The sequence below is a fragment of the Kordia periserrulae genome, assembly GCF_003054265.1.
GTDB classification, from domain to species: Bacteria; Bacteroidota; Bacteroidia; order Flavobacteriales; family Flavobacteriaceae; genus Kordia; species Kordia periserrulae.
On record NZ_QBKT01000010.1, the window covers coordinates 34,015 to 59,864 of the forward strand.

At 35.8% G+C, this 25,850-nt stretch carries 29 protein-coding genes and 6 tRNA genes; 11 read left to right on the top strand and 24 right to left on the bottom strand.

Annotated features, from left to right (window positions below):
• Nucleotides 1–3: 3 nt before the first annotated feature.
• The 18 genes from C8N46_RS17280 to C8N46_RS17350 form a co-directional block, all read right to left on the bottom strand.
• Nucleotides 4–1,539: a S53 family peptidase gene (locus C8N46_RS17280; protein WP_108116372.1), complete on the bottom strand. Its 1,536-nt coding sequence runs from the start codon at nucleotides 1,537–1,539 to the stop codon at nucleotides 4–6.
• 270 nt (nucleotides 1,540–1,809) lie between these two features.
• Nucleotides 1,810–2,250: a helix-turn-helix domain-containing protein gene (locus C8N46_RS17285; RefSeq protein WP_158269192.1), complete on the bottom strand. Its 441-nt coding sequence runs from the start codon at nucleotides 2,248–2,250 to the stop codon at nucleotides 1,810–1,812.
• A 125-nt stretch (nucleotides 2,251–2,375) separates the two neighbouring features.
• A complete protein-coding gene (locus C8N46_RS17290) occupies nucleotides 2,376–2,693 on the bottom strand; it encodes a hypothetical protein (RefSeq protein WP_108116374.1) in 318 nt (105 codons plus the stop codon).
• A 337-nt stretch (nucleotides 2,694–3,030) separates the two neighbouring features.
• Nucleotides 3,031–3,102: transfer RNA gene (locus C8N46_RS17295), tRNA-Arg, on the bottom strand.
• A 27-nt stretch (nucleotides 3,103–3,129) separates the two neighbouring features.
• Nucleotides 3,130–3,203, bottom strand: a tRNA-Leu gene (locus C8N46_RS17300).
• Between the two features lie 6 nt (nucleotides 3,204–3,209).
• Nucleotides 3,210–3,281, bottom strand: a tRNA-Glu gene (locus C8N46_RS17305).
• Nucleotides 3,282–3,396: 115 nt separating this feature from the next.
• Nucleotides 3,397–3,468, bottom strand: a tRNA-Asp gene (locus C8N46_RS17310).
• An 8-nt stretch (nucleotides 3,469–3,476) separates the two neighbouring features.
• A tRNA-Cys gene (locus tag C8N46_RS20635) sits at nucleotides 3,477–3,601 on the bottom strand.
• A 77-nt stretch (nucleotides 3,602–3,678) separates the two neighbouring features.
• Nucleotides 3,679–3,819 carry a hypothetical protein gene (locus tag C8N46_RS20640; protein ID WP_158269193.1) on the bottom strand — a complete coding sequence of 47 codons (141 nt, stop codon included), beginning with the start codon at nucleotides 3,817–3,819 and terminating at the stop codon, nucleotides 3,679–3,681.
• A gap of 531 nt (nucleotides 3,820–4,350) precedes the next feature.
• Nucleotides 4,351–4,422, bottom strand: a tRNA-Asp gene (locus tag C8N46_RS17315).
• Nucleotides 4,423–4,428: 6 nt separating this feature from the next.
• A complete protein-coding gene (locus tag C8N46_RS17320; protein ID WP_108116375.1) occupies nucleotides 4,429–5,796 on the bottom strand; it encodes an SDR family NAD(P)-dependent oxidoreductase in 1,368 nt (455 codons plus the stop codon).
• Nucleotides 5,786–6,493 (bottom strand): hypothetical protein, encoded by a 708-nt coding sequence (locus C8N46_RS17325; protein WP_108116376.1) that lies wholly within the window; start codon nucleotides 6,491–6,493, stop codon nucleotides 5,786–5,788. Before C8N46_RS17325 ends, C8N46_RS17320 begins: the two co-directional genes overlap by 11 nt.
• A gap of 22 nt (nucleotides 6,494–6,515) precedes the next feature.
• Nucleotides 6,516–7,064: a 3'-5' exonuclease gene (locus tag C8N46_RS17330; RefSeq protein WP_108116377.1), complete on the bottom strand. Its 549-nt coding sequence runs from the start codon at nucleotides 7,062–7,064 to the stop codon at nucleotides 6,516–6,518.
• 10 nt (nucleotides 7,065–7,074) lie between these two features.
• Complete coding sequence (locus C8N46_RS17335) at nucleotides 7,075–7,788, bottom strand: DUF434 domain-containing protein (protein WP_108116378.1); 714 nt, start codon at nucleotides 7,786–7,788, stop codon at nucleotides 7,075–7,077.
• Between the two features lie 241 nt (nucleotides 7,789–8,029).
• A complete protein-coding gene (locus C8N46_RS17340) occupies nucleotides 8,030–8,764 on the bottom strand; it encodes a hypothetical protein (RefSeq protein ID WP_108116379.1) in 735 nt (244 codons plus the stop codon).
• A 20-nt stretch (nucleotides 8,765–8,784) separates the two neighbouring features.
• A complete protein-coding gene (locus C8N46_RS17345) occupies nucleotides 8,785–10,182 on the bottom strand; it encodes an RtcB family protein (protein ID WP_211314508.1) in 1,398 nt (465 codons plus the stop codon).
• Between the two features lie 261 nt (nucleotides 10,183–10,443).
• On the bottom strand, nucleotides 10,444–10,623 hold the full coding sequence (locus C8N46_RS20205; protein ID WP_146169870.1) for a hypothetical protein: 180 nt from the start codon (nucleotides 10,621–10,623) through the stop codon (nucleotides 10,444–10,446).
• A gap of 113 nt (nucleotides 10,624–10,736) precedes the next feature.
• Nucleotides 10,737–11,033: a phage repressor protein gene (locus C8N46_RS17350; protein ID WP_108116380.1), complete on the bottom strand. Its 297-nt coding sequence runs from the start codon at nucleotides 11,031–11,033 to the stop codon at nucleotides 10,737–10,739.
• A gap of 164 nt (nucleotides 11,034–11,197) precedes the next feature.
• On the opposite strand from C8N46_RS17350, the gene C8N46_RS17355 reads away from it, so the two are divergent.
• The 11 genes from C8N46_RS17355 (at nucleotide 11,198) to C8N46_RS17405 (ending at nucleotide 20,735) form a co-directional block, all read left to right on the top strand.
• Entirely contained in the window at nucleotides 11,198–12,211 is a 1,014-nt protein-coding gene (locus tag C8N46_RS17355; RefSeq protein ID WP_108116381.1) for a helix-turn-helix transcriptional regulator, read from the top strand.
• A gap of 320 nt (nucleotides 12,212–12,531) precedes the next feature.
• Nucleotides 12,532–12,867 (top strand): arsenosugar biosynthesis-associated peroxidase-like protein, encoded by a 336-nt coding sequence (locus C8N46_RS17360; protein ID WP_007095315.1) that lies wholly within the window; start codon nucleotides 12,532–12,534, stop codon nucleotides 12,865–12,867.
• 127 nt (nucleotides 12,868–12,994) lie between these two features.
• Nucleotides 12,995–14,050 carry an arsenosugar biosynthesis radical SAM (seleno)protein ArsS gene (gene arsS / locus C8N46_RS17365; protein WP_108116382.1) on the top strand — a complete coding sequence of 352 codons (1,056 nt, stop codon included), beginning with the start codon at nucleotides 12,995–12,997 and terminating at the stop codon, nucleotides 14,048–14,050.
• 109 nt (nucleotides 14,051–14,159) lie between these two features.
• Nucleotides 14,160–14,684, top strand: coding sequence for a rhodanese-like domain-containing protein (locus tag C8N46_RS17370; RefSeq protein WP_108116461.1), 525 nt, complete (start codon nucleotides 14,160–14,162; stop codon nucleotides 14,682–14,684).
• A gap of 1 nt (nucleotide 14,685) precedes the next feature.
• Nucleotides 14,686–15,294: a TIGR04282 family arsenosugar biosynthesis glycosyltransferase gene (locus C8N46_RS17375; RefSeq protein ID WP_108116383.1), complete on the top strand. Its 609-nt coding sequence runs from the start codon at nucleotides 14,686–14,688 to the stop codon at nucleotides 15,292–15,294.
• Between the two features lie 9 nt (nucleotides 15,295–15,303).
• Entirely contained in the window at nucleotides 15,304–16,116 is an 813-nt protein-coding gene (locus tag C8N46_RS17380) for a purine-nucleoside phosphorylase (protein WP_108116384.1), read from the top strand.
• 126 nt (nucleotides 16,117–16,242) lie between these two features.
• Nucleotides 16,243–17,211, top strand: a complete 969-nt coding sequence (gene arsM, locus C8N46_RS17385; protein WP_108116385.1) for an arsenosugar biosynthesis arsenite methyltransferase ArsM — start codon at nucleotides 16,243–16,245, stop codon at nucleotides 17,209–17,211.
• Nucleotides 17,212–17,605: 394 nt separating this feature from the next.
• Nucleotides 17,606–17,989 carry a VOC family protein gene (locus tag C8N46_RS17390; protein WP_108116386.1) on the top strand — a complete coding sequence of 128 codons (384 nt, stop codon included), beginning with the start codon at nucleotides 17,606–17,608 and terminating at the stop codon, nucleotides 17,987–17,989.
• Between the two features lie 189 nt (nucleotides 17,990–18,178).
• Nucleotides 18,179–19,060: a sterol desaturase family protein gene (locus tag C8N46_RS17395; RefSeq protein WP_108116387.1), complete on the top strand. Its 882-nt coding sequence runs from the start codon at nucleotides 18,179–18,181 to the stop codon at nucleotides 19,058–19,060.
• A gap of 4 nt (nucleotides 19,061–19,064) precedes the next feature.
• Nucleotides 19,065–19,922, top strand: a complete 858-nt coding sequence (locus tag C8N46_RS17400) for a DUF547 domain-containing protein (protein WP_108116388.1) — start codon at nucleotides 19,065–19,067, stop codon at nucleotides 19,920–19,922.
• A 33-nt stretch (nucleotides 19,923–19,955) separates the two neighbouring features.
• The gene (locus tag C8N46_RS17405; RefSeq protein ID WP_108116389.1) at nucleotides 19,956–20,735 is read left to right on the top strand and encodes a TIGR04283 family arsenosugar biosynthesis glycosyltransferase; all 780 of its coding nucleotides are present in this window, start codon (nucleotides 19,956–19,958) and stop codon (nucleotides 20,733–20,735) included.
• A gap of 339 nt (nucleotides 20,736–21,074) precedes the next feature.
• Here the strand turns inward: C8N46_RS17405 and C8N46_RS17410 are convergent, their stop codons facing one another.
• From C8N46_RS17410 to C8N46_RS17435, 6 genes are all read right to left on the bottom strand, one after another.
• Entirely contained in the window at nucleotides 21,075–21,698 is a 624-nt protein-coding gene (locus C8N46_RS17410) for a hypothetical protein (RefSeq protein WP_108116390.1), read from the bottom strand.
• Nucleotides 21,688–22,191, bottom strand: a complete 504-nt coding sequence (locus C8N46_RS17415; RefSeq protein ID WP_108116391.1) for an RNA polymerase sigma factor — start codon at nucleotides 22,189–22,191, stop codon at nucleotides 21,688–21,690. The genes C8N46_RS17410 and C8N46_RS17415 overlap by 11 nt, the downstream gene beginning before the upstream one ends.
• A gap of 7 nt (nucleotides 22,192–22,198) precedes the next feature.
• Nucleotides 22,199–23,053 carry a TraB/GumN family protein gene (locus tag C8N46_RS17420; protein ID WP_108116392.1) on the bottom strand — a complete coding sequence of 285 codons (855 nt, stop codon included), beginning with the start codon at nucleotides 23,051–23,053 and terminating at the stop codon, nucleotides 22,199–22,201.
• A 144-nt stretch (nucleotides 23,054–23,197) separates the two neighbouring features.
• Nucleotides 23,198–23,656, bottom strand: a complete 459-nt coding sequence (locus C8N46_RS17425; protein ID WP_108116393.1) for a RidA family protein — start codon at nucleotides 23,654–23,656, stop codon at nucleotides 23,198–23,200.
• A gap of 162 nt (nucleotides 23,657–23,818) precedes the next feature.
• Nucleotides 23,819–25,081, bottom strand: coding sequence for a BamA/TamA family outer membrane protein (locus tag C8N46_RS17430; protein ID WP_170110098.1), 1,263 nt, complete (start codon nucleotides 25,079–25,081; stop codon nucleotides 23,819–23,821).
• 2 nt (nucleotides 25,082–25,083) lie between these two features.
• The gene (locus C8N46_RS17435) at nucleotides 25,084–25,848 is read right to left on the bottom strand and encodes a hypothetical protein (RefSeq protein ID WP_108116394.1); all 765 of its coding nucleotides are present in this window, start codon (nucleotides 25,846–25,848) and stop codon (nucleotides 25,084–25,086) included.
• Nucleotides 25,849–25,850 lie beyond the last annotated feature (2 nt).

Below are 25,850 nucleotides of genomic sequence, written 5' to 3' on the forward strand. Positions count from 1 at the left end.
GTTCTAGTTGTCGATACTGTCAATAGCCTGTATCAACGCTTTCCCGTTTGGTGTTCCTAAGCCTGTGCATGGATTCCAACCTTCTGCCGCTAGGTATAAGTTGTTGTTTCCTTCAAGAATTTGATGAAAAGCAGCAGATCCTTTGAGTTGATATAAATACGGATTGACGAATCCTAACCTGTATCCTAAGTTTTGGTTCATGCGAGTTATTAATGCTGCCCAAAGTGGTGTGGCTAAACTTGTACCACCAATTTTAACCCACTTTCCTTGAAATACAATTGCATATCCAGAAGCATCGGCTGCGTTTGCAGAAATATCTGGAATTCCTCTTCCGCCTGCGCTGTAATACGGTTCAAATTGAGGAAATTCGTCAATATATTGTTTAGAAGTTGCTACTTGATATCCGTGTTCTGCAATGCGCTGACTGAATCCGCCGCCACTTGCTATTTGCGATTGCGGTGTTGATTCGTTCCAAACCGTTTCTGTCGTAATTTTATCATCTGTAATATAGGTTTGCGTTCCGCCACAAGCGAGTACATACGGAGAGTTTACAGGCACATTTACATTGGCATATTGCTTATTATTTAACGCTCCATTATCACCTGAAGCACCCACAACGGTAATTCCTTTTAAAGCCGCTTCATGAAATACGTTATTTAATTCCATGATTTCCTGCTGCGCATATCCTAATTCTGAACCTGCCCAACTGATAGAAATGACAGAGAGTTTATTTTCGGTATCAGCCAACGCCATTTTCATCGCATTTAGAATGCTTGTTGCGTAGTAAATGACAAATTTTGCTTTTGGTGCTAAAATTCCAGCTACTTGAATATCTGCCGTCACCTCAACGTCATCATTAATGGGTGTTGTTGAAGGCGTACCCACAATTTGAATTTCTGGTACAGGTGTATTGTATTGTGCAAAGAATTTTTCGAGGTCAGCTTCATTGTATTTTCCGCCTAATTCGATGATTCCAATGGTCTCTCCTTCGCCATCTCCCTCTGGAAAATTGTAACTTTCTGCAATTTCCAACACGCTATATCCATGCGCTGGTTCTTCAATTGGAATTCCTGGTCTACGCCCTACACGCTGTTCTTGATTGCTTTTTACGAATCCTGTTTTTTGCGAAGGATTGACGATATCTTCTGCCGTTGCGTTCATTTTTTGTTCCTCATCAGCAACATCTAAGTGAATATCGCCTTGCGAGCTTAAAAATTTGAGCGCATCAATCGATGTAGAAGTTTCTTCGTTTGTGATGTCGTCAGAATGTATTTTGATGGTAATTTCTCTTGATTTTTCATCAAAACTAACGTCCCAATTTTGCGATTTGGCATGTGCTATAATGTCGTTTGCCTCGTTTTTACTTGGCGCGAAAATTTCAGCATGTGCAGAATTTGTAAGATATTTTCGATTTCTCGGATGTTTTGTGATAGCGTTATCAATCATTTTTTGTTGACGTTCTGTAACGTCATTGATTGGCACATATACTTTGATTTCGATAGTGTCAGATTGCGGTGTATTTTCGTGGCTAGCTTCCATAAGTATTGAGGTTGATTCAATAGTATCAAATTTCTACAATACCCTTAAAAAATAGATGCGTAGTTTTACTTGGTTTTCAGATTGAGTATTATCACTTTTGAATCTGACAGAAAACATTACAGACGAATTTGTGTCGTTTTATGATTTGATTTTCAGCTAGTTATTCTACTTGTTTAGCGATTTAAAAAAGAAAAGTTCCAACATTTACATCCAAGTAAACGAAGGAACTCATCCGTTCAAGAAAAGTATCAAACATGGTAAAAACTATCGTTATTTCAAATTATGTATATATTCTGAAGGATTCATATTTGTCTGTCTTTTAAATGCTTTGGCAAACGATTCTGCATTTCCAAATCCCAACTTTTTTGCTAATGATTTTATGGTATATTTTTTTAACGAATCGTCTGTTTTCAATTCTTTTAAGAGATATTGTATGCGCAAATCATTGATATACGAGCTAAAATTTTTCTCGTAGTGATTATTGATGATTTTCGACAAATATTTCGGGTTCGTTTTTAGCTTTTTTGCCAATTTATGTAAGGTCATTGGTTGTAAAAACCCATGGTTGTTTTCAAATTTAGCCAACTTATCCATCACGTCTAAAATGATGGTATCGCTGATTTTTAAAGAGCTTACCGCAATTTCTTTTTTCTTATTTCTTGTTAGAATAGCAACTATATATTTTCGTAATTTTTTAAATAGGCGTGACATTTTGAGTGTTCTAAAAATTAAAAAAGTCTCGGAATCATGTTGGTAGTACAATCCCGAGACAGGAATAAAAACATAGTGATTATGTATCTTCATATATGATTTTGATATAAATATCATCAATCATATTATGTATCATTCAATTCATACAATCGATCTCTGCGATCAATTTCTCCTAACGGACTTCCTTTGATTATAGAAATGTTTTGAAAGCCATTTTCTTCTGTAATCAATGAGTTTTCAGGTAAAACAGCACCTCTGCGTTTATTTCCATAATCGCCCGTCATTTTTTTCGTAGCAGGATCTATATCTCCCCATAACTTAGCAGGTTTTCCTGCATCAATAGGTTCCACAAAATACGTGACTCCAGTGTGTTTTGAAGTCACGAGGAATCTTCCTGAATCTTCCGTTTTATATAAGAATCTTTGTAATACTTCTTTTCTCATGACTGTTATTATTTTTGATTATTACTTTAAGAAATGACAAGATGTTACTTGCATCTTCGAGATAACCGCTCGCTGTTTTTTTATTAAACTACATTTCTTGTTTTGCTATTTGTTTATCTGAGAGGAATCGAACCTCTTCTTCGAGAGTCACATACGTGAAATTCATAATTAATGAAATATAAACGCATGAGCTAAAATCTCGCGTGCTAGCCGTTACACCACAGATCAATTTTGTAAGTCTAATAGGATTTGAATACTGAATCAAGTTCAGCACAGGCTCTATGCTTTTGGCTTCGTAGACCAATGTACTATCCGTTACACCACAAATCAATTTTTGTAAGTCTAATAGGATTTGAACCTATACTTTTGGCTTCGTAGGCCAATGTGCTATCCGTTACACCATAGACTTGTTGCACTCCTTTCTAAGATTGCATTGTACAGAGAAAGAGATTCGAACTCTTAAAAAACTGTTTCTAAGACAGCCGCGTATGCCAATTCCGCCATCTCTGTATATTGTACTCCGTAAGAGAATCGAACTCTTATTAACTGCTCGAAAGGCAGGTGTCCTAATCATTAGACGAACGGAGCATTTTACTTTTGTCTGGGAAGCAGGACTCGAATACTGAATCGAGTTCAGCACAAGCACTACATCCTCCTGTATCCAAAACAGGTAAACAGCCAATTGTGCTACTCCCAGATGTTGCAGTACCGACGGGATTCGAACCCGCAACTTCTCGAGAGACAGTCGAGCACGCTACCATTGCGTTACGATACTATTTTGTGAGACAAGGATGAGATTAGCTCATGCATTTTACTTTTCTTATATCGGAATTCGTGAATGCTCAGCATTTCGAACTCATAAAAAACAGTTTTGCAGACTGTTGCTTTCACCATTCAGCCACCTTGTCATTTCTAAATTGAAACCATAAAAAAAAGCATCTCGTTGTTTAGGAGATGCTTTTGTAAAATCTTTATATAGTTACTTTTACAGTAACGTATTTTTACAATACTCCCGTTTTTTTACATATACATCATCTTCTCCTTGTTCTAAAATGAACAGGCTGCAACTTTCCGGGAATCGGAAAATATGTGCTGAAGCAGATATGTGATGTATTGTATAATTCATGATTTATTTTTTATGTTGTCGTTTTTGTTTTTGACGATGCAAATATGAAAACGTTTTTTGAAATACGCAACTATTTTTTTAATTTAATTTATTGATTATCAATTACTTATATTTATTTTTAGACATAGAAAATCCTGTCCGTTAAATGACGAATACTAAACTTTTTTGACAACTGTCTGTCTCTCAATTGTTTTTGTTTTCAATGCTTGTTATTTTCTATGTAATTACGCGATGAACATTTTTTTAAATTTTTTCATAAAAAAAGCGCTCAATTTCTTGAACGCTTTACTGATTGTATAATTTTAGTGTTATTTCATAATATATTTCACTCTTAAACATCTATATAAAGCGTCTGTTTTCGACAAAATGGTTCTACCATTCCGCAACTTTTATCCTGATTTTTCAGGCAGATTGAAGCTATATGTAAATAATTTTTTGCCATTAGTGATGCAAATATGTGATTTTTATGGTGTTTTTTCCAAAAAACTTCTACAATTTATATTGATTATAAAAAAGTCTAAAAAAACAAGCAACGGTAGGCGAGACTCGAACCCGCACATCATGAGTGACGGTCATGCGCTCTTCCAGTTGAGCTACTACCGCTGCCTTTTACCAATTTTCTATTTTGTAGTTTTTTAATAACTTTCCTATAAATATACTATTGTTTTGTTCATTTTCATAGATTGGATGTACAATTCGCGCCGCACCATCCACAGGGTCGAGTGGCGGAATATATCCGTTTTGAAATTGCTTTTCGCGTAATTCTTCTCGCGCGCCCGTGGAAATCCAACCGACATCCACCGCATTCATGTAAATTTTATCTTTGGAAAACGCTTCCGCAGATGTACGCGTCATCATGTTTAAAGCCGCTTTGGTCATGTTGGTATGCGGATGAAACATGGTTTTATTGTGATAGCTGAATTGTCCTTCGGAAGAAGTAACATTGATAATGTACTTTTTGGAAAACGACGAATTTTTCAACAACGGCAACAATTCTTTGATGAGAAAATACGGCGAAATTTGATTGATGAGATTTACTTCAATCAATTCCTGCATAGAAATTTCTTCTAGTGTTGCATTCCAGCTATTCTTTGCGCGATTATCTACAGGTTGTCCAAAACGATTCAACGCCACAAAACTTTTTTCTACATGATTTTCTAACAATTTTACATTCGCCACAGGTGTTTCGTTGGCTATCAATTGTTTTTGCTTAGAAAAGTTTTGCAATAACTGTTGTTCATTTTCTATCAAAGGTGCGTAGTATTGATCAGTATATTTAATGGTTTGCGCCGCATTATTGATGAGAATATCGAGCGAATTGTATGTGTTTTTGTAATAATTGATAAAGTTTTCAACCGATTTCAAATTCCGTAAATCCAATCCGTAAACGACTAGATTATCTTTCCAATCATGATAATCTTTTTCTTGTTGAAATTGCGCCAAAGCTGTTGCTGGAAAACGTGTCGTTACAATAACATTTGCCTGAAAACGCAACATTTTTAACGCAGTTGCATACCCAATTTTAACACGTCCGCCCGTAATGATAACCTTGCGATTGGACAGATTGAGTGTTTTAAAACGATTTTTATAATTGAGTTCAGCGCAAGTCGGACACAACCGATTGTAAAACGAATGCGCCAACACAAAAGAAGCATTGCAACTGTAACAGTTTTTCGGAATATGTAGCTTCGTATAAGTTTGTGTGGCTTCTTCGGTTTCGCTAAATTTTGTGGTATTCTCTAAAGCATTTTTAGAAATTTCACTGTTGAGAATCGTTTGTAAATCTGCTTGTTTTTTGTCGGAATAACTTTGTTTGCGATTTGCCTTTTTCGCATTGGAATAAATTTTTGTAATAAGTGAACCAAACTGTTGATTGTCTGGATTTTCCAACGGATGTTTCTTAAGCGCATGCAACACTTTTAAACAGGTTTCCCATTCTTCTTGCGAAAAATTATATGTTGATGTATCATTCTTCATGCGCGTAACTTTCAAAAGGTTCTAAAAATCCTATCAATTCCAAATTGTCTTTTTTCCAGCGAATTCCGTGTCCACTCGCAATTCGTGCTTCGTACACAATATCGTGTTTGTAATGTGTAAATACATTCCACCAGGTTTTATGCGTTAATATGTATTTGATTAACGATTTCACGCTGTTTTCTTTATCTTCCACACTACCTTTTACCGTTCCCCAAAAACTTTCTGTAGAACGTTGCGCGTGTTTTTCCCAAGCGCGAACTGCCTTGGAAATTTGAGGATTGTGCGATTCAAAACTATGTTGCAAAAGTTCATATTGCAAAGGCGGAATGGCACGTTCATCTTGAATACTCGCGGACGTTAGTCGTTGTCCCGAAAGTATCAAAAGATTTGCAAACGTTGTCCGTTCTACGGCAGTGGCAAAAGCACTACGCGTCACTTTGTTATTTTCAAAATCGTACTTTTGTAACGTTTTAAATTGTTCTTTAAAGATAGCAAACGCTTCTTGCAGATTCGGAATGATTTCTTCATCAAAATTGGGTTTCCCGTGAAATTTTTCAAAATCATTTTCATACAACGCATACACATTACGTGCTAATACAGTCAAGTGTTCGTGCTGTAAAAACGCGCCATACCTAGCTTTCCAATCGCTTGAAATGGCACTTTTGCAGTTGGTTGCTATGTCTATGAGCTGATTCACGAGTATATTTTTGATTTCTATTTTAATTATTTCGCAAACACCAATCTAAAATTTTGGCAATATTTCTTGCGTCGTCTATTCCTCTGTGATGTGTTCCGTCGAGCGGAATATTTAAAATTTGCAACGCACCTTTCATACCTACTTTTTTGCGCAATCCTTTTACTTCTGAAAAAGTAGTTTTTACATTAATATGCTGCTGCCCCATAGGATATTCTACATTTCGGAGCTTGCATTGTTTTTTTAACATGTTTAAATCGTATTGCCCGTAACTTGCCCATGTATATTGTTTCGGATGGTATTCCACGCGAAGTTTTGTGCATGCTTCTTCAAATGAAATTCCTTCTGAGTCTACTAGTTCTTGCGTAATTGTAGTTAATTCGGTGCAGAATTCACTGATTGTAGAGCGCGTAGGTTTTACAATAATTCCTTCGTTTTGAGTGATATATCCCGTTTTCGTATCCAATACGCAAATTCCGATTTCGATGATTTCATTGACTTGTCCTTCAGGAATTTTTCCATTCCAGCAAGTTGCTTCTAAGTCAATAATAATTATTTTATCTGTATGATTCATGTTTTAATTTTTATTGAGATTCCACTACATTTTTCTGTGGAACGTGTTCATCTACAATATGTCGCACCATATTACACCAAGTTGTCGCATTATCTAAAATCCACGCGTCTGAACTGATGGCGACTTTTCCACTTTCTGCAATCATTTTATCAGGATTGTTGTCCAAAGTGATTTCCCAATTAAGATTTTTCTCGTCTGCAAATTCGCGTAAGATGGTTTTTAAACGCCCACTGTTCGAAACTGGTTTGTCAAAAATCCATGTTGCCTTTTTGACCTTGTTTTCGTGTAAAAAATCAGCAATTAACTGAATAGCTTTCGGCGTTTGCTGTACTTTTTTATACGTTCCGTGCACGCTAGATAAATCGCGATAGCAACCATCCAAACCTTTAAAAAGATAGGCACCTGACAACGCGCTTTCCAGCAATATCAACACATTAAATCCATCGAGCATGACTTCCTTTTCTGCCAATTGATGTGGCAACAAGCAACGTTCCGCACGTTTTATGAGTTTATCGTTAGCTTCACTCATTCCTTGTACAGCTCGCTGTTGACGATTGTTGAGTTTGTAGCGATTTCCAACCAAAGAAAGTGACGATTTTTCAGAAAAACCTCTGCTCAACAAATACGACAGGTCTTTGATAGCTTCTCGCATTTTTGACTGCATGTTCAAATCGCCAAACAAGCGGTCGTCACCTCCTTCTTTTCCTCTGTTTCTTGCAGGCATTTTTTAATTTTTTAAAAGACTATTTTGCATATCTTTTCACCTAAAGTGTTGCTAGTTTTAATTTTAGTAACGTTCATTTTTTCTTGATAAAAAACGAACCAAAAAATCAAGTCTGTGTATAGGAAATTGCTGCGCACCATTCACTAACTAAGCTACATGCTTGAAGCTAACGCTTCGCAATTTCGCTTGCTAGTTCATTATTTCTGAACACAGACAGAAAGTTTCACATAAAAATTTTCAATTATTCATCATAGTTTTTCTTTCCCAAATCTTCATCTTTAATCTTCAAAAAGAAAAATATATCTCCTGAAAAGGATTTTGCAAGTTCTCCAAGATCTACAAATGTAAACTGTCTAGCTAAACCTCTTATAAATTTTTCAAGGAGAGCGACTATTCTTGAATTGATGTAATTATATCCTTCGTTACTAAATTTTACATTCACACTAAAAAAACGTTTATATACAGATTGATTTTCTTTTAGTAGTATAGTTTCAAAATCTTTCCACTCTTGTTCTACATTTAGACTTGGATTTCTTTTGGATGTAACTACATCTAGATTATAATACCTAGAATATTTTCCAAACTCAGAAAGTAAGTGTAAAAGTGTATTTAATTTTTGATTATTTTTAATAAAATTTTTATCCTCTTTTAAAAACTCATCTTTTTCATTTCTTAGTAAAAAGTAATTATTAATAACTTCTTCTTTTAACTCTATTATTCCATGTCCAGTTTTTCCTCCGAAAAATTTTAATTGATCAAAATTAGGAAACTCATCATTTTTTTCATGATAGCCTAAGCATAAATAACATTTTAAAAATCTTTCAATTCCACTTGATAATATTTGCAATGGTAGATGGTAGAAATCATTTTCCATGTTAATTTTTTGAATTTCTCCAAAACCTAATTTTATTAAGTTTATTGAATTTCTCAATTCTTGTAATAAATGGAGTTTCTTTACTGTTTCGTTATCTATCATAACTTTCTAATTCTAAATAATTAATTCCCTTTTTCATTTCTTCTCTTCCTACGCTTCCAAGGCGGATTTTTACTTACGTCACCTGCCATAATGCATCCGAATGGCATGACTTCATCAACAACTACTCCCAATCCGAAGTGCTCCATTTGTGCACGTACGGTTGCAGCATTTTTGTAAGCAGAAGGCAATTCGGTAATGTCAATTTCGTTGGAAAAGAAACGTACATCCAATCCTTCAGTTTCTGCTTCAAAGATTTCTTGGAAGGTTCCTGTCTTACTTTTTCGATGTTGCGTTCTGCTGACATTTCTTCCGGCTCCGTGTGGTGCAAAACCTAAGTTGGTTTTTGTGGTTTTTCCTTCCACAATCAATACAGGTTCTGACATGTTTAACGGAATTAATCGCGGTCCTGTAATGTCTGGCATAAACTTTTTGTCCAATGGCGTGGCACCTTTGGCATGGTAAAATAAATCGCCATCTTTAAAAACAAAGTTATGCTCATTCCAGTATCTGTCTTGCTTTTCAATTCCCAATTTCTCTAAGGTTGCATCGTGAATGACTTCATGGTTCTTTTTTGTCCATTTTCGTACAATTTGTAAAGCTTCCCAGTAGTTTTGACCTTCTTCCGTATCAAAAGGAATCCATGCGTTGTGTTTTAAGGTTTCTGGTGATAATTCTCTTCTAAATTGTTCTGCGACTTTCATTCCTTTTTTGTACAAATTCGCTCCAAAACCTCTACTTCCGTGATGCGTAACCATCATCGTATTTCCTGTTTTTCTAGACGTTCCAATAAATAAAAAGTGGTTTCCGTCACCTTGTGTTCCTAAATGTGAACGCGCCGCCGAAATACATTTTTGATCGTTTAAAAATGGATTCGCTTCAATTTCGGCTAATAAATCCATCGGAAATCTGAATTGTTGTTCTCTCGATCGTCCGCCAGGTCCAAAATGCGTCACACCATGCGCCGCGTTTAATACTTCTTGCGGATGCATATTTCCAAAATCGGTCAACATCACAGAACAACAAATATCGGCACTGTGCATTCCTGGATGAATCGCGTTTTTTGCAACAGCAACGCCGCCTACAGGAATGACACCAATGTGACCAGTAGGACACGCATCTGGCATAATAGCTCCATTTACCAATGTTGGCGTTTTCATCAAAGTATTCATCGTATTGATTACATCTGAAACATTTTTTTCTTCGATTTCATTTTCAGCTTCAATATTGATGGCAAATTCAATAGGTTTTTCATGTAAAGCAATTTCTGGAGCAGATTTGAATTGTTCCAAATACACGAGCATATCTTCGTGAGACAGTTGATTGTCGTTGATATGTGCAATGGCTTCTTTAAACCATTTTTTTGGAGTAAATCCTAAATCGATTAAGGTGTTTCCGTTGATTTGAATGTGTTCTTTCATCTGTTCCTTTTTGTTTAAATATTTAGAAGGAATGTGTCATTACTATTGAAAAAGTAGGTTACAAGATATTGTTTTTTAATGAACTCCGCTGACTCCATACGTTCAGCGGAGTTTGACTACTTTGTCACATAGAAATGACATATTTACAATTCCGATACAAATATTTTTAAGTACTGCGCAATTATTTTGCGTAGTTTAATTTCGCAAAAAAAAGATTGGAAATAATTCCAATCTTAAAATTAAATTCAAAATGTTTACTGATTAACACGTTGTACCACCTGGGCATGAAGCATAGCAAGTGTTTTGTTTATCAGCTCCTGTAATCTCACAATTTGCACCACAAGTAACTGTTATAAAAGTCCCGCCTGTAGTTTGTTCTCTTGTGAGATTGGAAATTGATTTTTTTGAAAGTTTCAATGATTTTAAATTCTGTTTTTTCATGATTATGTTTTTGAAATTAATAACTAACAATTTAGGAAAATACAACAGTAAAAGCAATTTAAAAGAGTCAAAATGATATAAGTACGAGTAATAATTTTATAGTGAAGTAATGTCTATGACATTGGTAATATTTCAATTACCTTACCATATACATTTTTTGTCCATCCGTTAATTCTTCCATGATTATTTCCTATTAACAATCCGCGTTTGTTGTTTTTTCCTTTCACCAAATGTGTAAACACATTTCCGCGAACTTTACAAAAAACGATGTCGCCGACTTCGCAATCTTCCCAAGAAATGGGTTGTAACTTTACAGGTTGCTTCGATTTTAAAAGTGGCAACATAGAATTACCCGGTTCTTTTGAAATGATGGTCTCACCATCAAGAAGTTTTTGAATTTTCCAATTCATAGTTTTAGTTTTTAAAAGTTATGTGTGTCATTATTGGCACACATATCTTTTGTAAAAACAGATTTCAAAAGGTTTTCAATGAACTGTTACGAAAGAAACAAGGAAGTACGCAATCTTTTTACGCAGTTTGTAAATTTTTACTATTTTAACTCCAAATACTAAACATGGCCATTAATAAAAACGCACTGATTCGCTACAAAACCATTGATAAATGCTTGCAAAACCGATATCGACAATGGACGTTAAACGACTTGATTGAAGCCTGCTCGGATGCGTTATACGAATACGAAGGTCGCGAAGTAAACGTAAGCCGCAGAACGGTTCAACTCGATATTCAAATGATGCGAAGCGATAAATTGGGCTATAATGCGCCAATTATCGTTTACAATCGGAAGTTTTATAAATATGAAGATGAAGAGTATTCCATTACCGATATTCCTTTGAACGAAAACGACATGAACGTATTGTCTGAAACCGTGGAAATGTTGAAGCAATTCAAAGATTTTTCGCTCTTTTCTGAATTAGGCGGCATTATTCAACGTTTAGAAGATAAAGTATATAGCGAAAAAACGCACCAATCTGCGATTATTCATTTAGACAAAAATGAAAATTTAAAAGGATTGCAACATTTAGACGTATTATACCAAGCAATTCTAAAAAAAATTGTCTTGCGATTGACCTATCGCTCTTTTAAAGCGCGTCATGCTTCGGAAGTAGTTTTTCATCCGTTTATTTTAAAAGAATACAACAATCGCTGGTTTTTGGTAGGTGTTGCTGAAAACAGTCCGAAAATCATCACGTTAGCGCTTGACAGAATTCTTCACGTAGATTACGACCTAACTATTCCGTATCGAAATGAAAATTTTAACGGAGATGATTATTACAAAAATACAATTGGTGTTACGGTTTTAGACAATAAACATATCCAACGTATTGTCCTAAAAATTGATCGCAACAATGCGCCGTATGTTACCACAAAACCTTTTCATAGCACACAAGAAATCATTTCCGTGCACAAAGATGGAAGCATTACCTTTCAATTACAAGTACATATCAACTTTGAATTGGAGCGCTTGATTTTAGGCTTTGGCGATAGCATTGAAGTCCTAGAACCTAAAATTTTACGCAATCGTATTTATAGAAAACTAAGAACTGCTGTTGCAAAATATAAAAAGTAATACCTTCATAAATTCCTACAACTAAAACTTCATAAAAAGGGTTCTTTTCCCTTTTATTTTTAAGGTATTCACTTGCAGAAAACTTTTAAGAAGCCTGTACTTTCGCTTTGAAAGTTTAACGAAAAGTTCGCTTGTGTCATCACATAGAGGTTGTAGTCATTCAAATATGTGAGCACATTCGAAATATAAACTTGCGGAAATCCTGAGTCTCGCGACTCGGGATTTTTATGTTTCGTTGTAAAGTTTTAAAAAAAGTTTCGTCCTATTACAGACTATTTGATTTTGCGTATTTTAGCAAATCGCAAAAAAACGAAACAATTATGGACAAATCATACTACAATCCAAGAGACTTAAAAAAATTCGGATCAATTACAGAATGGAGTGAAGAGCTCGGTAATAAATTCTTTGAATATTACGGGAAAGTCTTTGAAGAAGGCGCATTGACACCACGAGAAAAATCACTCATTGCATTAGCCGTAGCGCATACTGAGCAATGTCCGTATTGTATTGACGCCTATTCGCAAGATGGTTTACAGCGCGGAATCACCAAAGAAGAAATGATGGAAGCAATTCATGTTGGTGCTGCTATCAAAAGTGGCGCAACCTTAGTACACGGCGTACAAATGATGAATAAAGTGAATAAGTTGGAGATGTGATTTTTTACGCTTTTGGAAAAGCGTAAAAAATCATCCTGAGCGCAGTCGAAGGATTTTAACTTTGAAACAAAAAATCTACAACAATAAAAATTACGTAGATAATTAAGAAGAAATACAAAAGAAATACATGGCAGTAAAGTCCCTCAAAAAAAGAGAAAGTGAATTGGCAAGCACACAACGTCAGTTGGAGATTCTATCAAACGGAATTTTTCAAAGTGGCGAACTCCCTACGTTTGCTAATAAAATAAAAGAAACAAATCAATTTCCCCTGAAGCCTAAAAAGATTGAAATTTTACAAATCAATGTAGGTTATATGTGCAATCAGGTGTGCTCGCATTGTCATGTAGATGCTGGACCAGACAGAAAAGAAATCATGACGCGGGAAACCATGCAACAATGTTTGGATGTGATTGAAAAAACAGGCGCACATACGCTCGATTTGACGGGCGGCGCACCCGAAATGAATCCAAACTTTCGTTGGTTTGTAGAAGAAGCTTCTAAAATTGGTGTGAAGGATTTTATTGTGCGTTCCAACTTGACCATTATTCGCGCCAATAAAAAGTATTACGACTTGCCAGAATTCTTTAAAAAACATAATGTACATGTGGTTTCCTCAATGCCACACTGGACACGTGGAAAAACAGACAAACAACGTGGCGACGGTGTTTTTGACAAATCCATCAAAGCTTTGCAAGAACTCAACGCGGTAGGTTATGGAATGCCCGACAGCGATTTACGTTTGGACTTAGTCTACAATCCGTCAGGTGCATTTTTGCCTGGTGATCAAACTGCGATGGAAAAAGATTTCAAAAAAGCACTATTGGAAGATTTCGGCATTCAATTTCACAATCTATTTGCCATTACCAATTTGCCAATCAGTCGTTTTCTCGATTATTTAATCGCTTCGGAAAACTATGAAGATTATATGTATTCGTTGGTAGAAGCATTCAACCCAAGTGCGGTGGCAAATGTAATGTGTACCAATACGATTTCTGTGAGTTGGGACGGTTGGTTGTACGATTGCGATTTCAATCAAATGCTCGATTTAAAAGTCGCAAGTAACGTCAAGCATATTTCCGAATATAACGAAGAAATCTTGCAAAACAGAAACGTCATCATTTCACAACACTGCTACGGTTGTACCGCTGGCGCAGGAAGTAGTTGTCAAGGAACCGTTGCGTAAAGAGATTTTTTGAACTTTTAATTGTCACATCGAGCATTATTGATATTAAAATGTATTTTAATTGATAATACCTAGCAAAGGTGTCGAGATGACTTTGATATTCAATTTCATGGTAAAAAAAACATTCTACATACTAGCTTTTCTTTCTTTTGCTTTCGCGAATGGACAAACAGCACTCGACAGTCTTTTACAAAAAGAAAACAACGCTTCTGTGCCATACATCACTGTGGAAGAATTGGCTAAAAAAGAAAATATCGTACTGCTGGATACGCGCGAAAAAGTAGAGTTTGAAACCAGTCATATTGAAAATGCAATTTGTGTGGGTTATGATAAATTCAAACTGAAAAAAGTCAAAAAATTACTTCCAAAAGATAAAAACACTCCGATTGTGGTGTATTGTTCCTTGGGAATTCGCTCAGAAGATATCGGCGAAAAACTCCAAAAAGCAGGCTACACCAACGTGTACAATCTCTATGGCGGTATTTTTGAATGGAAAAATAAAGAACAATCTGTTGTGAACGACAAAGGAGAAACGACTGAAAACGTACATACCTTCAATGAAGATTGGAGTATTTGGCTAAAAAAAGGCGTGAAAATTTTTGAGAAGAAAACATCTAAAAAAGACAAATCATAACATGCATCACAGCAAAACGTTGGTCATGACTTTTACACGAAACCCTGAATTGGGAAAAGTAAAAAGTCGCTTAGCACAAGGCATTGGCGAAAAAGCTGCACTAGAAGTGTATATTACATTGCTAGCTCATACCGAAAAAGTATTGCGACAAATTGAAGCCGACAAATGTGTGTGGTATTCGGTTGAAGTTCGCAAAGATGATTTGTGGGATGATGCTATCTATCAAAAAAAAGCACAAGTTGGCAACGATTTGGGCGAACGCATGCAAAACGCATTTACAGATGCTTTTCAGCAGCAGTATGAAAAAGTCATTATTATTGGAAGTGATTTGTACGATTTGAAACCGAAGCATATTCAAGAAGCAATGGAAGCTTTAAATCATCACGATGTTGTGATTGGCCCTGCAAATGACGGCGGTTATTATTTGCTCGGTATGAATAAAATGCACAAAGAAGCCTTTTTACCAAAAGATTGGGGAACAGCCACTGTTTTAAAAGACACAATTAACGACCTCAACACAGAAAAAATTTATCGCTTAGAGACACTCAATGATATAGATTACGCGGAAGATTTACTACCTTACAAAACTTTTAAAAAATACATTTCATAAAATATATTCATGTTAAAACACATTCAAGAAACCACCGAATATTTACAAAAAAAAGGATTTGACAATCCCGAAATCGGAATCGTTCTAGGAACGGGATTAGGCAAATTGATTGACCATATAGAAATCATCGCGGAAGCACATTACAACAACATTCCGTACTTTCCATTAGCAACCGTAGAATTCCACACAGGAAAACTCATCTATGGAAATTTGGCAGGTAAAAAAGTCGTAGTGATGCAAGGGCGTTTTCATTTGTATGAAGGCTACGATTTTGTAGATATTACCTATCCAATTCGCATCATGCATCAATTGGGAATTCAAAAACTATTAGTTTCCAACGCAGCTGGTGCTATCAATCTTGACTATAAAAAAGGCGACATTATGATTATTGATGACCATATCAATCTTCAAGGTGGCTCGCCATTGGCTTTCAAAGGTGTGAGTCAATTTGGAGAACGTTTTGCCGACATGAGCGCGCCATACGATGCCAACATGATTGCCACAGTTGAAAAAATTGCCGCAACACACAATATCGATATTCAAAAAGGTGTCTATGCAAGTGTGGTGGGACCGCAACTAGAAACACGTGCCGAATACCGAATGCTTAAAATTATTGGTGCCGATGCTGTGGGAATGAGTACGGTTCCGGAAGTAATTGTAGCAAATCATCTAAACTTGCCATGCTTAGCAGTTTCTGTACTGACGGACGAATGCGATCCTGATAATTTAGCACCTGTAGACATTGCCGATATCATCGCAGTAGCAGGAAAAACAGAACCAAAAATGATTACACTATTTACTGAATTGATTAAAACGCTGTAATTGTTTTTCGTTTTTTGTGTTTTGTTGTTTGTCGTTAACTGAAAATGTAGAATTTAAAATTACAAACAACTGATAACAAATAGCAAAAAGCCGAAAAACAGAGAACAAAAAACAAAGAACAAAAAAATGAGTTATTTAGAAACGACACACGACGTATATAAAGAAGCAGCACTCACGCCCGATGTGGGACTGTGCTGCACTACGAATCCGATTTGGGAATTGCCAGGTTTAAAAATTCCAAAAATCATGCAGGAAATGAACTATGGTTGTGGAAGTACGGTGCATGCGCGCGATTTAACGAACAATCCGACAATGTTATACGTAGGTGTTGGTGGTGGCATGGAATTGTTGCAATTTGCGTATTTCAATCGTCAAAAAGGCGGCGTGATTGGTTTGGATGTTGTGGATGAAATGTTAGAAGCTTCTCGCAAAAATTTTAAAGAAGCCGAAGCACAAAACGATTGGTTTAAAAGTGAATTTGTAGACTTGCGAAAAGGTGATGCGCTCAATTTGCCTGTGGAAGATAACAGCATTGACGTAGCGGCACAAAACTGCTTGTTCAATATTTTTAAAACGGACGATTTAAAGAAAGCCATTGCCGAAATGTACCGCGTACTAAAACCACACGGAAAATTAGTCATGAGCGATCCAACGTGTGAACAACCGATGAACGAAACCTTACGAAATGATGAACGTTTGCGTGCATTGTGTTTAAGTGGAAGTTTGCCGATTGCAGAATATGTGAAAATGTTGACAGATGCTGGTTTTGGAACAATTGAAATTCGCGCTAGAAAACCCTATCGTATTCTCGACCCGAAAAATTATCCAACGGACGAATTGATTTATATCGAATCGATTGAAGTGGCAGCAATTAAAGACCCAATGCCCGCTGACGGACCGTGTATTTTTACAGGAAAAGCTGCGATTTATTTTGGAACAGAAGATTATTTCGATGATGAAAAAGGGCATGTTTTATTGAAAAATCAGCCAATTGCTATTTGTGATAAAACCGCAAAAGCCTTAGCCGATTTAGGACGCGACGATATTTTTATTTCAGAATCTACCTATCATTACGACGGTGGTGGCTGTTGTTAATGAGAATTGAGTAGTGAGATGTTAGCAGTGAGATTTTTTTGTTTTTAAACTCAAGTCGTCACTTCGATTCCTATAACAAAAGCTATTCATTTTTGGTAAAATTTTAGCTATTTGTGAGAAGCTGAATCAAGTTCAGCTTGACAAAATACGTTTTCAATTGTAAATAAAAAATATTGGTACATTTTCAAATTATCAAATTGACACATTGAAAAGAGCCGTCACTTCGAGTGATTTTGAGGGACGAAAAATCGTATCGAGAAGTACTATGAAGTATCAAAATTTATGAATCACTACTTGTCAGATTGAGCGCAGTCGAAATCACTAAGAAACTTAGATGTTTCAAAAACTTCTCGACTGCGCTCGAAGTGACAGTTTAATTGCCTAACTTCAACAAATGCAAACGTTTACCTTCAACCATATCGCGCTTTCTGTAAAAGATGTAGACAAAGCCGTTGCATTCTACCAAAAGGTATTTCAGTTCAAGGAAATTGAAAATACAGCTTCCAATTCTGCAACAAGATGGTTGGCGATTGACGAAAGGAGACAATTACATCTCATTCCACGTCCGGAAGCAGACATTAAAACCAATAAAGCAGTGCATTTTGCGTTGGCGACAGCAAATTTTGATGCGTTTGTCAATTTTTTACAAGAATTAAAAATTCCCTATTCCGATTGGCGCGATACTCCAAACAAAGATTATATCCGAAACGACGGAATACAACAAGTCTATTTTCAAGATGTAGACGGCTATTGGATGGAAGTCAATAATGATGTGTAGCTACTTTCTTTGTCATTCCGCACTTGATGCGGAATCCACTTTGAAAACTTTCGTAATAACGTATTGTCGTTTTAATTTCTTAAATAAAAACTTCCGAAAGGTTTATACAAACTACACGACCAATTTCTAACACTTTCAATCTGTAAAAACGACTAAATAGCCCAAAAAGAATGCGTAAATTTGTAATCTATGGAAAACTACTTTGATATTTTTCTGAAATCGTATGGTGAGTATTGGAATTACTTTTTAGACCTAATTTATTTTCGAGAAATTGAAAATTATTTTTATGGTTTGATTGCAATTTCGTTAGTAGTTTGGTTGTTGGAAATTGTATTTCCGTGGCGAAAAAATCAAGCGGTTTTTCGAAAGGATTTTTGGTTGGATACCTTCTACATGTTTTTCAACTTTTTCATCTTTAACTTGATACTTTTTTCGGCACTTTCCAATACGGCAGCCGCATTTTTTAATGATGCATTAGGCGTTGTGGGATTGTCGTTGGAAAGTATCCAACTATTTAATGTAAATGCGCTTCCTAGTTGGGCTGGCTTGTTAATTTTCTTTGTAGTGAGCGATTTTGTTCAGTGGAATACGCATCGTTTGTTGCACCGTGTAGACTTTTTATGGAATTTTCACAAAGTACATCATTCGGTAAAAGAAATGGGATTTGCAGCACATTTGCGCTATCATTGGATGGAAACCGTGGTTTATAAATCATTGCTTTATATTCCGATAACGATTATTGGCGGATTTAGCGTGCAAAACGTTGCTTTTGTCTATTTCTTTACGATTTCTGTTGGTCATTTGAATCACGCAAATGTAGGTTGGGATTATGGTCCTTTAAAATATATTTTCAACAATCCGAAGATGCATATTTGGCATCACAGCAAAGAATTACCTCGAAAATACGGCGTCAATTTCGGTCTCACGTTAAGTGTGTGGGATTATTTGTTTAAGACGAATTACGTTCCAAAAAACGGTCGCGATATTGAACTTGGTTTTACCAACGACGAACATTTTCCACAGGATTTTCTACAACAAGAAATTTATCCCATCAAACTAAAAAAAGACTAAAACTATGCGTCAATTTATAACAGCTATTATCATACTAGTTACTTTTATTTCGTGTGGAACGCAGAATAAATCCATTCGAAATTCCGATGAAAAAACTCCAGAAACGGTGTTCACTATGATTGATTCTATCCAGAAGAAATTTGATGAAATTGCAGAAAGAGATAGCGTAAATTTTAAAAAGAATCCGAAGTTTGTTTCTAGCAAATCCATTTCGAATATTAATCATAATGCGTGGAACGAATTGTTGCAACAATATGTTTCTGAAGAAGGCTTGGTTGATTATGCTGGATTGAAAGAAGATTCACAAAAATTACTTTTTTATTTGTATGATTTAAGAGAAAATCCACCGACAGACTACTGGACAAGGAAAGAAAAGTTAGCGTTTTGGATTAATGCCTACAATGCGATGACCATCGATTTAATTTTGGAAAGTTATCCTGCACGAAAAGGCATCAAAAATATTCGAAATCCTTGGAAACAAAGTCGTTGGAAGATTGGTGAAACCGTATATAATTTAGATACAATTGAACACGAAATTCTCCGAAATATGAACGAACCGCGCATTCATTTTGCGATTAATTGCGCTTCATTTTCGTGTCCGCCACTATTGAATGAAGCTTTTACAGCAGAAAAATTGGAACAACAATTAACCAACGTGACCAAAGATTTTATCAACGATTCCAAACGAAACACCATCACAAAAGATGCGCTGGAAATCTCCAAAATTTTTAAATGGTTTACGAAAGATTTTACCAAAAATGGTTCGTTGATTGACTTTTTAAATCAGTACAGTACGATTAAAATTAATCAAGACGCAGACATTGACTATAAAGACTACGATTGGAGTTTGAACGAACAATAAAACTGTTGTGAGTACAATTTCCGTATATACTATATGAAGTCGAACAAAATTTCCATTATCATTCCCGTTTTTAATGAAGCGAAAACCATTACCAAATTGTTGGAAACATTGCTGTCGCGAATGCGGTTTCGACAGCATGAAATTCTACTAGTTGACGGTGGAAGTACAGACGCAACGGCGGAAATTATTTCAGAATTTATTGCCAATTATAACAGAACGCATCCGTTTGAAAAAGAGCGCTGCGTTGATCAATTATTTTCATCAGACGAAGCCGTAGTGCATTTTCAATTGTTTTCTGCTGAAAAAGGTCGCGCCAAGCAAATGAATTTTGGTGCGCAAAAAGCTACTGGCAATGTTTTGTATTTTTTGCATGCCGATACGTTTCCGCCAACACATTTTGACCAGTACATTCTCAAAGAAATTCATAAAGGCAACAAAGCAGGTTGTTTTCGCATGAAGTTTGATTCGTGGCATCCTGTGTTGTTGGTGTCACAATTTTTTACGCGTTTTAATGTGAAATGGTGTCGCGGTGGCGATCAATCGTTGTTTGTTGATAAAGCTTTTTTTGACGAATTGAACGGTTTTAACGAGTCGTACACCATTTATGAAGATTGCGAATTTATCAATCGTTTGTACGAACGTGAGCAGTTTACTGTTATTCCGAAAAGTGTACAAACTTCCGCTCGAAAATACAAAACAAAAGGCACGTGGAAACTACAATATCATTTCGCCATGATTCACATTAAGAAATCAAAAGGCGCATCGCCGGAAGAGTTGTATGCGTATTATCAGAAGTATGTGGCTTCTTCTTAGACTCGCTTCGCTGTTAGATTCGCTACGCTCAATTCAAGGATTTAAAGACTCAATGATTCAAGGTTTTTTGTAGATGTTTTGACACGCTTTGCTTTTAGACACGCTACGCTGTTAGAACTTAGACCGCTTCGCTCATAGATTTTTAGACTTCTTTTTTGCTTACGCAAAGTTTTTGATTCCCAAACGTCACGTCGAGTGAATTTTTGGAAAAAATTAGTATCGAGACGTACTTGGTTGCAAAAACACAATCAAAGCAATGGATTCCTGTCTATACAGGAATGACAAGTAGTGAAAAATCAAAAACTCTAAAATTGAGCAAAGCGAAGCGCCTCCAACAATCTATTCCTCCAATTGCACTAAAATTTCCTCCAGCTTTCGTACTTGTACTCCGTACAATCTATCTGCCCAAATTACGGTAATAAGATAAATAATCACGCAACAAACTAAGTAGCCTGCAATGACTAAAAGCAGTGTTCTTGCTGGCATTTGCAGCAAAAACCATTCTGTAAATTGGTCTTCTCCAAATTTAACAGCTCCCATAAAAATACACGCTACTGAAACTGGCAACAATAACGAACCCGCAATGATGCCTGTTTTATAGACTTCCATCGTGAGTTTGATATCGTGAATAAAGTTTAAAATCGTTTCTTTGGTTTGCTGTTTTACGCTGGATGTTTTTCGTAAAAACCACACCATTTTTGCCAAATATCCCAACGTCATTAAACTCGTAATAAACATAAAGATAAAATAAACCGCACGTGGCAATTCGTACATTTCGATGATAAATGGATAGGAAAAAAAGACAACAATTCCAGCCAACTGTATGGCTATTTCACTTTTCATTGTTTTACGAATTCTGGCAATCGGCATTTGGCTCTTTTTAAGATTTTCCAAACTTGTTGGCAATTGCAAATCGTCTTGATTTTCGTCATCCATCAATGCTTTTATTTTTTCAAAATCCATGATGTTGTGTTTTTATAATTTCTTTTAATTTTTGCTTGGTACGATTGAGCTTTACGCGAACATTTACAGGCGACATACCTAAATTTTTTGCCATTTCTTCTCCTGAAAATCCTTCGATAAACTGAAAAATAAGTGCTTTTTCAATTTTGTTTAATTGCTGTACTGCTTTATAGAAAATTTCCAGTTGCTCGTCTTTTTCACTCGAATAGTCTTCCTGCACCAATTGTACGTGTTCAGGCATTGCATAACCATCGGGCTTGCGTTTTTCTTTCTTAAAAAATACAATTGCAGTATTCAATGCTACACGATACATCCAGCTAGAAAACTGACTTTTCCCTTGAAACGATTTGAGCGATTTCCACAGTTGTAAAATAATTTCTTGCACCAAATCTTCACGGTCGCTCGCATCTTCAAAATACATGCGAGAAACCTTGTAAAGAATGCCTTTGTGTTGGGCAATTTTTTGAAGAAATTCTTGTTCTGTGAGTTCCAATGAAATGTTATTTAAGTACAGGCGTTACTGTATATCCTTTTTGGCGAAGCAAGTTTATGACTCCGTTTTCTCCAGGCAAATGTGCCGCACCAACGGCAAAAAATGTGGCTTGTTTTTTCATCATTTCAGGCATCAATTTTGCCCAATTTGTATTGCGAACGGTTAACAGCCAATGTTCTGTAGTTTTATTAAAAAATCGTTCATCTCTTACTTCTGCATATAGTTTTTCTATATCTTCATCTATATAAGAAGTCACCATGTCGTTTGTCAAATCTTTGTACTCCGAAAACAGCTCAATTTGCTTCCACAAGAAATCTTTTGGGTAGGCTTTGTCAAAAAAATCGAGTTGCGCGTCTAATGTTTCCAATCCTGCCACTTCTTTTCGTGCCGCTTTCGCGAGATTGGTCAATTCTACTTCGTACATTTTCTTCAAAGGACAATCAAAACTCTGCTGAATCAACAAGGAATACACTGTTGCTAAGGTATAACTATCAACCATTTTTAGTGACATATTGAGTTCTTTTTTGAGTAAATTATCCAAATATGCTTGCTGCTCTTTTGACAAAGTTTCTGTCAATTTTCCGCCAGACATCATCTTTTTTTGCGCTGCCATTAAGGCTTTCATATCAGACATATCTACTTCCAATACCAAGCGTTCCGTTTTATCAAAAGCATCGATCACTTTTTTTGGAATGGAAAAATCATCTTTACATAAAATATGAATGGTTCCCATCAAATAGGAAGGTTCTTTAAGGTCTTTGTGTTCAATTTTCCACAATACAGAATTTTCGAGTGTTTGTTTTTGAGCGTTGATGGCGAAACTGCCAATTAAAAAGCAGCAAAATGCTAGTAGTTTTTTCATGAGGTTGTTTTTTTCTCAAAAGATGTTTCAGCTGAATAGATCTTTTTAATTAATTATCTATTTGCTTCGTAAGTATGCACTTTGAAAATTTGTTACAAGAAGATGAAAAAAAATTCACAAACAACTGGTTATCAATGAAAAAAATTATTTTGCAGCAATCACGTCAATTTCAATTTTGGCATTGGCTGCCAATCCGCCAGCGGCAAACGTTGTCCGAGCTGGTTTGTTTGGAAAATAGTGCACATACACCGAATTGAATTCTTTAAAATCGTTGATATCGGCTAAAATTACTGTGCATTTTACCACGCGTTCCAACGAAGAATTGTGTTGCTCCAATACCGCTTTTATGTTTTCAATGGCTTGTTTGGTTTCTGTTTTGATGCCGCCTTCTACTAATTTTCCTGTTGTGTGATCTTTTCCTATTTGTCCAGCCAAAAACAATAAATTTTCCGTTTCTACAGCTGCACTAAACGGTGTGTTTTGTCGTTGTGGCAAATGTGATTTGTGGAATGTAATCGTGCTTTCTTTAGTGCCTTTATTGGGTGCTTGACAACTGCTAAAACATACTAAAACAAGTACAAAAAGTGGGAAGATGGTTTTCATGGTGTTGGAGATTTAGTTTAAAACAAATTTAGTAAAATAATAGTGCGGTTTTTTGTGAGCTAAAAAGATGTATTTTAAGATTCATACCTTCATCTCGACTGCGCTCGATGTGACAAAAAAGGAGCTAGATTACCATTTTCTTGGGAATTAAAAATAGTGCTTTTAAAAATACTGCCCAATACCAAATACAATTCCGCGACTGGCATTTTTAGTGATTCCGTAGCCGTAATCGATGCGAAAAATAGCGTTGAAGATACGTTTGTGTATGAATCGTACACCAACGCCAGGATAGATTCGGAAGTTTTTGCTATCTACAAAATCGCTAAAGTCACCACCGGGATTTCGCCACGTTCCTGCATCAATGAATCCGTTTCCTTGTACAATAAACCATCCTTTTTCGTAGAGTGTGTATCGGTATTCGGTGTTCAAAACCAAACTTGCCGTTCCGCGATCAATGATGTTTCCCACACCGCGAATGTTTAAGTTGTTATCCACAGAAAACGGCGCAAACGGACTGTCGTCATTCGATGCGACACCAAAGCGCAATCGGTTTGCCCAATTCCCTTTTTCCCCAACTCGGGTAAAATATAAAAAGTCGCTCCAACCGATGAGAAAGTTATCTTGAAAATCATTTTCGGTAGTAACATACTGTAAATACAATGTGTTTTTGATGCCTTCTACGTATTGATATTCATAATCCAAATCGTTGAATTCGTAAATGAATTTTAGCATTTGTTTGTCCAAAGCTAAACTTTGTGGAATCGCGTTTGAGGTTAATCCAGAAAGGTAATTGTATTCTTCTTTAAAAATATTGATTCCGAATTGTAATGAATGTTTGAAATTGATTTGAAATAACGCCAACACTTCAAACGACGTATTGCTGTATTTGTAGTTTGCAGAACCATTGTTGAAAAATAACGGTTCTTCACTCGTCCAGTTTTGATGATTGATAGCAATTCCCAAACTCCGCGTAAACAAGTTCGGCGCGCGTAAATTGATGCCGTACGAGTCAAATCCGTTGTTTTGGTAAAATCCGCCAAAAGCGATATTTCTTCCCAAAAAATTATAATCGTACAACCCAATTTTATAGGCAAACTGCTGATTGGTCGTTGTCCAAATATTGGCATTTGGAATGAGCGTGAAGTTTTCTTCTATGTTATAATAGACATTGTAAAGATTGTCTTGCGAATGAAATACTTGATAATAGGCATTTGAAACGCCTGCCAAACGTTTGAGCAGAATGACATCCTTTTCGAGCTGAAGCGAATCCAACACATCTCCGTTTCGAACGCTGACATATTTTTTAAGAAAGCTGACTTTATTCTTTTTTTGCCCTTGAAATTTGACATCATAGACAATGTTATCTTGTGCTATTCCTTGCAAAGAAATAAAAAGCAACAAGCTAAAAAGTAGAAATATTTTCATTATCAATCGGCGAGAAAGTTATGGAAAACTACTCTATTTAACCAATTATCAGCATTAACATCTAACAAATACACAAAATAAGGCACTCCACTTGTCAGAGCTTCCGGTGCTTGTTGAGTGAAATCTTGTAATACATTAGAAGTGTCGAAATACTGAAAACGGTTATCTTCTGTAACCACATTTGCTAATACATTTCCTGAAGACGTTATTATACAAAAGGAGAAAGATGTTTCACCTTCAGTATTATTTTCCCAACTTATTTTTGGATACCCTACATTTGATTGGTTTATATATAATACTCCAATATTAGAAGTCCAAGTATTTGGTTGTGATATAGGTGTCACTTTTATTGGGTTCGACAATCGTACCTCATTATTAACCATATATTTTACAATGGCATAATATTCCTCATCTCTTGTGTCTTCTCTTCCCTGTTCAAAATTTCCAAAAACTGAGTTAGTTTCCATGGTAAACTCTCGATAATTACTGTAATTAGTTCGATCGACTTCGGTGTTTTCCGTTTTGAAAAATTCAATGTTTGTAGCCCCATCGGCAACGTGATAGAATAAAAAAGTATTACTTGTGCTAAAGTTTGAAAACCCAATAGCAGTAATTTTTTCGTTAGATATTTGCTGATTTGTTAGTCTTACCTCTAAGGAAAAAGGATCTACGGACTGTGGACTATCGTCATCATTACTACAAGAAAATAAACTTACAAGAAATAAACTTGCGATAAAAAAGTTTCTGAAAGTGTGTGTATATTTCATAA